10 protein-coding genes are annotated in these 11,439 nt (G+C 73.0%); 6 read left to right on the top strand and 4 right to left on the bottom strand.

What is annotated here, in order from left to right; all coding sequences use genetic code 11:
- Positions 1–49 precede the first annotated feature (49 nt).
- Together QC283_RS01840 and QC283_RS01835 are read left to right on the top strand one after the other, a co-directional pair.
- On the top strand, positions 50–445 hold the full coding sequence (locus QC283_RS01840) for a hypothetical protein (RefSeq protein ID WP_279559510.1): 396 nt from the start codon (positions 50–52) through the stop codon (positions 443–445).
- Between the two features lie 120 nt (positions 446–565).
- The gene (locus QC283_RS01835; RefSeq protein ID WP_279559509.1) at positions 566–1,990 is read left to right on the top strand and encodes a S28 family serine protease; all 1,425 of its coding nucleotides are present in this window, start codon (positions 566–568) and stop codon (positions 1,988–1,990) included.
- Positions 1,991–2,038: 48 nt separating this feature from the next.
- Here the strand turns inward: QC283_RS01835 and QC283_RS01830 are convergent, their stop codons facing one another.
- Entirely contained in the window at positions 2,039–2,734 is a 696-nt protein-coding gene (locus QC283_RS01830) for a hypothetical protein (protein WP_279559508.1), read from the bottom strand.
- Positions 2,735–2,892: 158 nt separating this feature from the next.
- The gene (locus QC283_RS01825) at positions 2,893–4,740 is read right to left on the bottom strand and encodes a glycoside hydrolase family 3 protein (RefSeq protein WP_279559507.1); all 1,848 of its coding nucleotides are present in this window, start codon (positions 4,738–4,740) and stop codon (positions 2,893–2,895) included.
- Positions 4,741–5,226: 486 nt separating this feature from the next.
- On the opposite strand from QC283_RS01825, the gene QC283_RS01820 reads away from it, so the two are divergent.
- Positions 5,227–5,925, top strand: a complete 699-nt coding sequence (locus QC283_RS01820) for a GNAT family N-acetyltransferase (RefSeq protein ID WP_279559506.1) — start codon at positions 5,227–5,229, stop codon at positions 5,923–5,925.
- Here the strand turns inward: QC283_RS01820 and QC283_RS01815 are convergent.
- Together QC283_RS01815 and QC283_RS01810 are read right to left on the bottom strand one after the other, a co-directional pair.
- Positions 5,909–6,709, bottom strand: coding sequence for a sugar phosphate isomerase/epimerase family protein (locus QC283_RS01815; RefSeq protein ID WP_279559505.1), 801 nt, complete (start codon positions 6,707–6,709; stop codon positions 5,909–5,911). The genes QC283_RS01820 and QC283_RS01815 overlap by 17 nt on opposite strands.
- A 218-nt stretch (positions 6,710–6,927) precedes the next feature.
- Positions 6,928–7,974, bottom strand: coding sequence for a LacI family DNA-binding transcriptional regulator (locus tag QC283_RS01810; protein ID WP_279559504.1), 1,047 nt, complete (start codon positions 7,972–7,974; stop codon positions 6,928–6,930).
- 312 nt (positions 7,975–8,286) lie between these two features.
- Here QC283_RS01810 and QC283_RS01805 point away from each other — a divergent pair, with 312 nt between their 5' ends.
- Genes QC283_RS01805 through QC283_RS01795 form a run of 3 tightly spaced genes read left to right on the top strand, consistent with a single transcriptional unit; the run spans position 8,287 to position 11,434 of the window.
- Positions 8,287–9,438 carry a Gfo/Idh/MocA family protein gene (locus QC283_RS01805; RefSeq protein WP_279559503.1) on the top strand — a complete coding sequence of 384 codons (1,152 nt, stop codon included), beginning with the start codon at positions 8,287–8,289 and terminating at the stop codon, positions 9,436–9,438.
- Entirely contained in the window at positions 9,435–10,589 is a 1,155-nt protein-coding gene (locus QC283_RS01800) for a dihydrodipicolinate synthase family protein (protein ID WP_279559502.1), read from the top strand. The genes QC283_RS01805 and QC283_RS01800 overlap by 4 nt, the downstream gene beginning before the upstream one ends.
- 41 nt (positions 10,590–10,630) lie before the next feature.
- Complete coding sequence (locus QC283_RS01795) at positions 10,631–11,434, top strand: sugar phosphate isomerase/epimerase family protein (RefSeq protein WP_279559764.1); 804 nt, start codon at positions 10,631–10,633, stop codon at positions 11,432–11,434.
- Positions 11,435–11,439: the final 5 nt, after the last annotated feature.

Below are 11,439 nucleotides of genomic sequence, written 5' to 3'. Positions count from 1 at the left end.
ACACCCGTACGTCGGTGATCGCCGTACGACGGAGGCGGAGGGGACCGCAGTGGGCCAGGGTGGTGTTGGAATACGCCGGCGGCTGGCGCTCGGCACGGCCGTGCTGACCGTGGCCGGGCTGCTCGCCGTCGCGGTGCCGCAGGAGGCACAGGCCGCCGCCGCGGCGTGCCCGGGCCGCAAGGCGCGCACGCTGCCGTTCGCCACCGGGTCCGTCCTCGTCTACAAGCGCGGCGGCTACGTCTGCGCCGTCACCGTCCCCAATAAACCCGGCACCAAGCGGCAGATGTCCGTCAGCGTCCAGGCGCGCGGCGGCCGACCGGTCGTGGACGCGGGACGGTTCGCCTACCGGGCGGGGCCGGTGACCGTGCACGCCGGGAAGCGCTGCGTGCGGGTGAAGGGCACGGTGTCCGGCCGCTCGGCCGGCTCCGGCTGGATCCTCTGCTGAGCCGGCTCCCGCCGGCCGTCTCCACAACTCGTTCTCCACAACTCATTCTCCAACTCCCCTGGTGTGCGGGTGTCCCGCTCCGATAGCTTCCGGCGCACATCTGTTTCACAGGGAGGGTGCATGCGCAAGGCGCTCAGATGGCTGCTGGCGCTCGTGGTGCTCGTGGGCACCGTCAGCACGGCGGGCGCGGCCACCGCCGCCGAGCCGAAGGCCGTCGACATCAAGGACAGGCTGCTGTCCATACCGGGCATGAGCCTGATCGAGGAGAAGCCGTACACCGGCTACCGCTTCTTCGTCCTCAACTACACCCAGCCGGTCGACCACCGGCGCCCTTACAAGGGCACGTTCCAGCAGCGGATCACCGTGCTGCACAAGGACGTGAACCGCCCGACGGTCTTCTACACCGGCGGCTACAGCGTCTCCACCACCCCGAGCCGCCGCGAGCCGACCCAGATCGTGGACGGCAACCAGGTCTCCATGGAGTACCGCTACTTCACCCCGTCCCGGCCCGAGCCGGCCGACTGGTCCAAGCTGGACATCTGGCAGGCGGCCAGCGACCAGCACCGCATCTTCAAGGCGCTCAAGCCGCTCTACTCCGAGAACTGGATCTCCACCGGCGGCTCCAAGGGCGGCATGACCGCCACCTACTACGAGCGTTTCTACCCGCGCGACATGGACGGCGTCGTCGCCTACGTCGCCCCCAACGACGTGATCAACCGCGAGGACTCCGCCTACGACCGCTTCTTCGCCCGCGTCGGCACCGAGGAGTGCCGCGACCGGCTGAACGGGGTACAGCGCGAGGCACTGGTGCGCCGGGCGCCGCTCAAGGAGAAGTACGAGGCGTACGCGGCCGAGAACGGCTACACCTTCGACACCATCGGCAGCCTCGACCGCGCGTACGAGGCCGTCGTCCTCGACTACGTCTGGGGCTTCTGGCAGTACAGCACCGTGAAGGACTGCGCGGGCATCCCGGCCGACGCGAAGAACGCGACGGACGACGAGATCTGGAACTCCGTCGACACGATCTCCGGCTTCTCCTTCTACACGGACCAGGGCCTCGCCCCGTACACGCCGTACTACTACCAGGCGGGTACGCAGCTGGGCGCGCCGACGATCCACTTCCCGCACGTCGAGAAGAAGTACATCCGCTACGGCTACCAGCCGCCGCGCAACTTCGTGCCCCGGTCGATCGACATGAGGTTCGAGCCGTGGGCGATGCGGGACGTCGACCGCTGGGTGCGGCACAACGCCGACCGGATGCTGTTCGTGTACGGCGAGAACGACCCGTGGGGTGCCGAGCCCTTCCGCCTCGGGCACGGCGCGCGTGACTCCTACGTCCTCACCGCGCCGGGCATGAACCACGGCGCCAACGTCGCAGGTCTGGTGCCCGGCGAGAAGGCCCTCGCCACGGCCCGCATCCTCGACTGGGCGGGCGTCGCCTCCGCCAAGGTCCAGGAGGACCCGTCGGCGGCCAGGCCGCTGGCGACGTTCGACGCCGAGCTGGACGAGCGGGACGTGCAGCGCGAGCCGACGCTGCGCCCGTAGGACGGTGGCCGTGCCCGGCCGCCGGTGAGACGTGGGCCTTCGAGGCACTCACAGCGGCCGGGCGCAGCCCACCGGGCGTTCGCCGCCGAGGCGGACGTAGAGGGCGGTCGAGGCGGGGCAGTCCGCCCGGGCGGCGACCGCCTCGACCACTTCGAACTGCGGTTTCCTCTTGCCCTCGCCGTCGCACGCGGTCTCGCGGACCTTGCCGCTCCCGGCGTCGTAGACGCAGTCGCCGACGATGGTGCGCGGCCCGCCCCCGCCGCCCGGATCGCCGGGGTGCGGCGGCTGGAGCGCCCGCATGCAGGCGTAGCCCTGGGGCACGGCCCCGTCGCCGTCCTCGTCGGCGGAGGGACGCTGCTCGCTGATGTGCAGCACGAAGTCGGTGGTGGCGGGGCACGGCGGCCCGTCGTCCGCACGGCCGTCCTCCCGTGCCACGACCCGCGCCGCCGCCCGCTCACTGCCGCACGGCACCTCGGTGAAGCTGACCGTCCCGAACGAGCTGCACTCGTCGATCGCCAGGAACACCGCCCCGTACCCGGACGGCCGGACGGAGGCCGGGGCGTCGCCCGACCCGGCCTCCCCGCCGAGCAGCCCGTCCCCGTTCGCGGTACCGTTCGCGGTCCCGTTCCCGTTCGCGCCGCCGTCCCCGCCTGCCGGGCCCGACGGGCTCTGGCAGCCCGTCAGCAGCACGGCGCACAGCGCCGACAGCGCGCAGCACACCCCCACGGCCCATCTCTCACGCATCGCCATCCCCCCGGGTCCCCGGTCCAGCGTGACCCGCCGAGGCGGGGCACGCCAGACGCGCGGGGGTGCATTGCGCACGGGCGCCGGGAGCGCCCCCGGCGCGTGGCGTAGACCGCGCTACGTCCTACGACCGTTCTACGACCGTCGTGGGGACAGCCCTACGACCGGTACGACAGCCCGTGCCCGAGGGGGAACAGCACCGTCTCCGGATCGTCCGCCCGCACCACCGGCACGGGCAGCTTCCCGCGCGGCCTCACCCGCCCGGCGATCACCCGGGCCGCCGCGCGCACCTCGACGTCGGTCCAGGAGTAGGCGGCGAGGTGGGCGGGGACGTCCGGCAGCTGGGCCACGTCGTACGGATTGCGGACGGCGACCGCGACGACCGGCTTCCCCGTCTCCAGCAGCCGTGCGACCAGGGTGCGCTGACCGCTGCCCGCGGTGACGTTGTACGTGGCGACCACCACCGCGTCGGCGTCCCCGGCCGCCGCGACCGCGCGGTCGATGACGGCGGCGGACGGTGCGGTACCCGTGGACAGGGCGGTGGCCGCGAAGCCCAGCCCCGTCAGCTCACCCGCGAGAACGCCGGTGGGCGGCCCGGTCGTGCCCGAGGGCGAGGCCGGGTCGGCGCCCACGACGAGCACCTTGCGGTGCTTCCGCCGGGACAGCGGCAGCAGCCGCCCCTCGTTGACCAGCAGCGTGGTGGTCCGCTCGGCGATCCGGTCGGCCGCGGCCAGGTGCCCCCGGGTGCCGACGGTGCGGTCGACGTCCCGACGGCTGGTGTAGGCGTCCTGGAACAGCCCCAGCTTCGCCTTCAGCCGCAGCACGCGCAGGATCGATTCGTCGAGCCGGGCCTCGGTGAGTTCGCCCTCCCGTACGGCCGACAGGACCGCGTTCCAGGCGAGGTCCAGGTGCGGCGGGTTGAGCAACTGGTCCACGCCGGCCTTCAGCGCGAGCACCGGCACCCGTTCGTCGCCGTACTTGGTCCGTACGCCCTGCATGCCGAGGGAGTCGGTGACCACGACCCCGTCGTAGCCCAGTTCCTCGCGCAGGATGCCGGTGAGGATGGGGCGGGAGAGGGTGGCCGGGTCGCCGGAGTCGTCGAGCGCCGGGACCATGAGGTGGCCGGTCATGATGGCGTCGATACCGGCGTCGATCGCCGCGCGGAAGGGCGGCGCGTCCAGTTCCTCCCACTGCCCGCGGTCGTGCGTGATCACGGGGATGCCGGTGTGGCTGTCGGTGGCGGTGTCGCCGTGCCCGGGGAAGTGCTTGGCGCACGCGGCGACCCCGGACCGCTGGTACCCCGCCACCTCGGCGGCCACCATCTCCGCCACCGCCTGCGGGTCGGCGCCGAAGGAGCGTACGCCGATCACGGGGTTGGCCGGGTTGACGTTCACGTCGGCGACGGGGGAGTAGTCCTGGCGGATGCCCATCGCGTGCAGCTCGGCGCCCGCGACCCGGCCGAGGGTACGGGCGTCGGACCGCGACCCGCCCGCGCCGACGGCCATCGCGCCCGGGAAGAGGGTCGCGGGCTCGCCCACGCGGGCCACGATCCCGTACTCCTGGTCGGTGGAGATGAGCATCGGAAGGCCGCGCGGCAGCTCGAGCGACGCCTTCTGGATGCCGTTGGACAGGTCGGCGATCTGGTGCGGATCGCGGGTGTTGTGCGCCCAGGCGAAGTAGATGACGCCGCCGACCCGGTACTTGGCGACCAGCTCGGCCGCGGTGCGGACGCCGATCTCCTCGAGGTTGGCGTCGATGTCGGCCTGGTCGGGGTCGGTGGCGGAGTGGCCGTAGACCCGCATGACGAAGAGCTGGCCGACCTTCTCCTCCAGCGTCATGCGGGAGATGAGGGCGCGGAGCCGGTCGTCGTCGGGCCCGCGGGCGTCGGCGTGCGCGGTGCCGCCGCCGGCCGCCAGGGCCGCGGTGACGACCGCGGTCGCGGTGAGGACGGTACGTCTGGAGGGGTGTGCGGTGCTTCCCGGGCCGGCCGTGCTGCTGTGGTGCACGTGCGCTCCTTCCGGAGTGATCCGCTGGGGAATCGCTGGCGAGCTGCTGAAGGAAACTTCCAAGGAGTCACCAATATCCGGGAAGTTTCTGCCAGTCAAGGGAGCGCACAGGAGTCGTCCGAAGCGGTGACGGACGAACCGGAGAAGCCCGCGAGGCGCGAACCGGGAGGGGCCGCCGTCGGCGCCAGGGAGGGGGCAGCGCCGACGGCGGCGCTGCCGGCCGCGGTACGGCTGGAGAGGGTGGTCAGCGATCGCAGCCAGCAGCGAGGCCGACACCGCACCGCGAAGACTCTCCGGCAGCGTGCGGATTGGACGACCGGGGCGGGGGACGGGTTCCCGGATCGGCCGGTTTTCCCGAAGTCGGTACCCGTGGGGTCGCGGGGGCGCGTGAGCGCGGAGGGCAGCGGGCGCGAGAGGGCGGCGCACCCGCCCGGCCAGCCGGAAATCGTTGGACGGCCGCCCGTGAACGGCGGAAGGATCCGTGGGATGACGTTCGCACTGAAGGGCCCCGCCCTCGAGGGCACGCTGGTACGACTGGAGCCGCTGGGCCCGCGGCACGCGGCCGACCTCGCGGTGGCGGCGGAGGAGGAGCGCGGCACCTACGCGTTCACGTGGGTGCCCCGGGCCGACGAGGTCGGCGCCTACATCGACGCCCAGCTGGCCAGGGCGGCCACGGGACGGCTGGCGCCCTACGCGCAGGTGTCCCTCGCCACCGGCCGGGCGGTCGGCGCCACCGCCTACTGGGAACCCCGCTCCTGGCTGACGGACGACACCCTCGACGCGATCGAGGTGGGTTTCACCTGGCTGGCCCGCTCGGCGCAGGGCACCGGTGTGAACGCCGAGGCCAAGCTCCTCCTCTTCCGCCACGCCTTCGAGGTCTGGCACGTGTCCCGGGTCGACCTCAAGACCGACGCCCGCAACAGCCGTTCCCGCGCCGCGATCGAGTCGGTCGGCGCCCGCTTCGAGGGCGTCCTGCGCAACTGGTCCCGCTCCTGGGCGCCGGGCGAGGAGGGCCGGTTGCGCGACTCCGCGATCTACTCGGTGACGGCGGCGGAATGGCCCGGGTGCCGGGACCGGCTGGAGCACCGGGTGCGGTGCGCGGCGTCCCCGTCCCCGAGGCCGCCGTCTCCGTCCGCGTCCGCGTCCGCGTCCCCGCCCCCGCTCACGCTCACGCCGCGTCGCTGAGCAGCCGGGCGAGGTGTTCGCGGCCGGCGTCCAGCAGCTCGGGCAACGGGGCGGCCGACTCGTACCACCGCTTCTCGTACTCCCAGCACAGCCAGCCGTCCCAGCCGTGCCGGGACAGGACGTCCACCACCTCGGTGAGCGGCAGCACACCGGCGCCCAGCGGCAGAGGGGTCGTGTCGTCGGCGGAGGCGATGTCCTTGACCTGGACGTACCCGAGGTGCGGGGCGAGGGCCAGATAGCTCTCCGCGGGCTGCTCGCCGCCCAGCCAGGTGTGCATCACGTCCCACAGGGCGCCGACCCGGCGGTGCCCGACCAGACCGAGGACGCGCATCGCGTCCGCCCCGGTGCGATGCGAGTCGTGGGTCTCCAGCAGGAGGCGTACGCCCAGGTCGGCGGCGTACTCGGCGGCGGTGCCCAGCCGCCGGGCGGCCGTCGCGTCGGCCTCCTGCGAGCTCTGCTCCGTGCCACCGCCGGGGAAGACCCGGACGTACGGGGCGCCCAGGTCGCGGGCCAGGTCCAGCAGGCCGCGGATCTCGGCGATCACGGCGTCGTCGTCACCCGGGGCGGCGACCCGCGCGTACCCCGCGAGGCCCAGCAGCTCGACACCGGCCGTCTTGAACCCGGCCGCGACCGCGGCCCGCTCGTCGGGAGTCAGGCCCGGGTGCACCGGTTCCTCCGGGTGGGCGCGCAACTCGACACCGTGGTAGCCGTGCGCGGTCGCGAGACCCAGCACGTCGGTCAGGGGCAGGCCGGGGACACCGAGGGTGGAGAACGCCAGCTTCATGACCACGGAGCGTACCCGCCACCGCCTCCGCCACTCCTCCCGCCGGCCGGGTGTCGCCGCCCCCGGCCCGGCCGGCGCCTGCTCAGGGGCGTGGCGGTGGCCGACCCAGCCCGTCCGGCGTTTGAGGACGAGGCCGTCCAGGCCGAAGCGGGGGCCTGGGGGCGGCAGCCCCCAGCGAGGCCCACACCGACGCGGGCCGCCCAGAAAACACGGCGTACCTACGGACGCGGCACTCCGGAGGACCCCCGCACCATCAACTCCCCCCGCACCGTGGCGATCCCCCCGGGCGGTGCCTCCTCCCGCCCCATCGCGATCCGCCCCGCCCGCGCACCCGCCTCCGCCAGCGGCAGCCGTACCGTCGTCAGCGCGGGCACCGCGTCGATGCTGAACGGCAGGTCGTCGAAGCCGGCCACGGACACGTCGTCCGGGATCCGCAGCCCGGACTCGCGCAGCGCGGCGCACGCGCCCAGTGCCACGGAGTCGTTCGCGGCGACGACGGCGGTCAGGTCCGGGTCCCTGCGCAGGAGTTCGAGCGTGGCCTCGTAACCGGACCGCCGGTCGTAGCGGCCGTGGACCGTCCAGCGGGGGTCCTCCTCGATGCCGTGCGCGTCGAGCGCGGCGCGGTGCCCCTCCAGCCGGTGCCGGGTCGTGGTGCGCTCCTCGGGGCCCGCGATGTAACCGAGCCGCCGGTGGCCGAGCCCGATGAGGTGATCGGTCAGTTCCCGGCCGCCCCCGCGGTTGTCGAAGGTCAGGGCGATCGCCCCGGTGGCCGGCGCGGGCGGCCGTCCGCACAGCACCACCCGCGTCCCGGCGTCGGCCAGCTTGCGCAGCTTCGCCGCCACGGCGGCCTGGTGCGCCGCGTCCTCCATCGCCCCGCCGGTCAGCACGACGGCCGCCGCCCGCTGCCGTTGCAGCAGGGTGAGGTAGGTCAGTTCGCGCTCCGGGACGCCGCCGGTGTTGCAGACCACGGCGAGTCTCTCGCCGCCCGCTCTGCCGCCCGGCCCGCCGATCTCGGACTGGATCGCGCCGGCCATGATGCCGAAGAAGGGGTCGGCGATGTCGTTGACCAGGATGCCCACCAGGTCGGACGTCGCCGCCGCCAACGCGCTCGCGGGCCCGTTGAGTACGTAGTCCAGGTCGTCGACGGCCTTCAGCACCCGCTCCCGGGTGGAGGCCGCCACGGGGTAGTTCCCGTTCAGCACGCGCGACACCGTCGCGGGGGAGACCTGGGCGCGGGCCGCCACGTCCGCCAGTGTCACCGTCATGTCCTCGTCCTCCGCCTCGCCCGTGTGTACCGAACGCCGTCGCAGCCGGCTGCCCCGGCAATCCGTCCCCAGCCGGCTGTCCCCGGCAGTCCCGGGTGACCTTACGGCCACCGCCCGCCGCCGTTCGCCCACTCGAACAACTCGCCCGGAACACGGTCTTGTCCAGACCACCGTTCACAGGCTAGCTTCGTCGTACATAGAAAGCGCTTGCTGTACCGCTGTCGTATCGCTGTCGCACCGCCGCCGCATCGCTGTCGACCGCCGCCGTACCACCGCTGTACCGCAGCCTCATCGCCGTACGAAGGGAATGACGTGACACGCAAGACGGTGCGTATCGCCATGAACGGTGTGACCGGACGCATGGGCTATCGCCAGCACCTCGTCCGCTCCATCCTGGCCCTCCGGGAACAGGGCGGCCTCGACCTCGGCGACGGCACCGTGCTGTGGCCCGAGCCGGTCCTCGTCGGCCGCCGCGAGCACGCGCTGAGGGCGCTGGCCGAGCGGCACGGCCTGGAGCACGTCTCGACGGACGTGGACGCGGTCCTCGCCGACCCCACCGTGGACATCTACTTCGACGCCCAGGTGACCTCCGCCCGCGAGGAGGCGATCAGGAAGGCGATCGCCGCGGGCAAGCACATCTACACCGAGAAGCCCACCGCCACCGGCCTGGACGGCGCCCTGGAGCTGGCCCGTCTCGCCCGGGCGAAGGGCGTCAAGCACGGCGTCGTCCAGGACAAGCTCTTCCTCCCCGGCCTGCTCAAGCTCAAGCGCCTCATCGACGGCGGCTTCTTCGGCCGGATCCTGTCCGTGCGCGGCGAGTTCGGCTACTGGGTCTTCGAGGGTGACTGGCAGGACGCCCAGCGCCCCTCGTGGAACTACCGCGCGGAGGACGGCGGCGGCATCGTCGTCGACATGTTCCCGCACTGGGAGTACGTCCTGCACGAGCTGTTCGGCCGCGTGAAGTCCGTCCAGGCCCTCACCGCCACCCACGTCCCGCAGCGCTGGGACGAGAACGGCAAGCCCTACGACGCCACCGCCGACGACGCCGCGTACGGCGTCTTCGAACTCGACGGCGGCGCGATCGCCCAGATCAACTCCTCCTGGACCGTGCGCGTCAACCGCGACGAACTGGTCGAGTTCCAGGTCGACGGCACCGAGGGCTCCGCGGTCGCGGGCCTGCGCAACTGCCGGGTCCAGCACCGCTCCGCCACCCCCAAGCCGGTCTGGAACCCGGACATCCCGGCCACCGAGGTCTTCCGCGACCAGTGGCAGGAGGTCCCGGACAACGGCGACTTCGACAACGGCTTCAAGGCTCAGTGGGAACTGTTCCTGCGCCACGTCTACGCCGACGCCCCCTACCACTGGGACCTGCTGGCCGGCGCCCGCGGCGTGCAGCTCGCCGAGCTGGGCCTGAGGTCGTCGGCCGAGGGCCGCCGCCTCGACGTACCGGAGATCTCGCTGTGACCCTCCACCTGCCCGGCGCGAACGGCACCCTGCGCGCCTACGAACCCCGCACCGAGCCGCCTCCCGCTCTCTCCTCAGGAAGCGCTTTCTCCTCCCGTACGGTCTTCTCGGCCGCGCACGTCGTCGCCGATCCCTACGCGGACACCACGCCCGACGGACCCGCCGCCGTCGACTGGGACGCCACCCTCGCCTTCCGCCGCCACCTGTGGTCCCACGGACTCGGCGTCGCCGAGGCGATGGACACCGCCCAGCGCGGCATGGGCCTGGACTGGGCCGGCGCGGCGGAGCTGATCCGCAGGTCCGCCGCCGAGGCGAAGGCGTGCGGCGGCCGCATCGCCTGCGGCGTGGGCACCGACCAGCTCACCACCGGCACCCTGGCCGAGGTCCGGGGGGCCTACGAGGAACAGCTCGCCGTGGTCGAGGAGTCCGGCGCCCAGGCCATCCTGATGGCCTCCCGCGCCCTGGCCGCGACCGCGCAGAGCCCGGACGACTACCTGGACGTCTACGGCCACCTCCTGCGCCAGGCCACCGAACCGGTGATCCTGCACTGGCTCGGCCCGATGTTCGACCCGGCCCTGGACGGCTACTGGGGGTCGGACGACCTCGACGCGGCCACCGACACCTTCCTGGAGGTCATCGCCGCCCACCCCGACAAGGTCGACGGCATCAAGGTCTCCCTCCTGGACGCCCAGCGGGAGATCGACCTGCGCCGCCGCCTCCCGCACGGCGTGCGCTGCTACACCGGCGACGACTTCAACTATCCCGAGCTGATCGCCGGAGACGAGCAGGGCTTCAGCCACGCCCTGCTCGGCATCTTCGACCCGCTGGGCCCGCTGGCGGCCGAGGCGGTCCGCGTCCTGGACACGGGGAACACGGAGGGCTTCCGCGCCCTCCTCGACCCCACGGTCGAGCTCTCCCGCCACCTCTTCCAGACCCCCACCCGCTACTACAAGACGGGCGTGGTCCTCCTGGCCTGGCTGGCCGGCCACCAGAGCCACTTCACCATGGTCGGCGGCCTCCAGTCGGCCCGCTCCCTGCCCCACCTCGCCCGCGCCTACGAACTCGCCGACGGTCTCGGCCTGTTCCCGGACCCGAAACTGGCCGAGGAGCGCATGCGGAACCTGCTGAGCCTGTACGGAGTGGACCAGTGAGCGACACGACGCCCGACCTGACGCGTTTCAGCATCAACCAGATGACGGTCAAGCAGCTCTCGCTGCCCGAACTGACCGCCGCCTGCCGCGACCTGGGCGTCGGCAACGTCGGCCTGTGGCGTGAACCGGTCCAGGCCCACGGTGTCGAGGCGGCGGCGAAACTGGTCCGCGACGCGGGCCTGACCGTCACCACCTTGTGCCGCGGCGGCTTCCTCACGGCCGTCGACGCGGACGAGCGCGCGAAGGCCCTGGCCGACAACCGCCGCGCCGTCGACGAGGCGGCCACCCTCGGCACCGACACCCTGGTCCTGGTCTCGGGCGGCCTCCCGGCGGGCAGCAAGGACCTGGGCGCCGCCCGTGAACGCATCGCGGACGCGCTCGCGGAACTGGCCCCGTACGCCGAGGAGCACGGCGTCCGCCTCGCCATCGAGCCGCTGCACCCGATGTTCGCCTCGGACCGCTGCGTGGTCTCCACCCTCACCCAGGCCCTGGACATCGCCGAACGCTTCCCGGCCCACCAGGTCGGCGTCACCGTCGACACGTACCACATCTGGTGGGACGACCGGGCGCCGGAACAGATCGCGCGGGCGGGCGCGCAGGGCCGCATCCACACCTTCCAGCTCGCCGACTGGACCACCCCCCTGCCCGAGGGCGTCCTCAACGGCCGCGGCCAGATCGGCGACGGCGCGATCGACATGCGGGAGTGGAAGGGGTACGTGGAGGCGGCCGGCTACACCGGCGCGATCGAGGTCGAGCTGTTCAACGAGGGGCTGTGGGCACGGGACGGACGGGAGGTACTCGCCGAGACGGCGGCCCGGTTCGTGGAACACGTGGGCCAGGAGTAGCCCCG

This window comes from Streptomyces sp. DH41, from assembly GCF_029813785.1.
Lineage (GTDB): Bacteria > Actinomycetota > Actinomycetes > Streptomycetales > Streptomycetaceae > Streptomyces.
The sequence above is the reverse complement of the archived record's forward strand: the minus strand, read 5'-3'. Positions and strand labels throughout refer to the sequence as shown.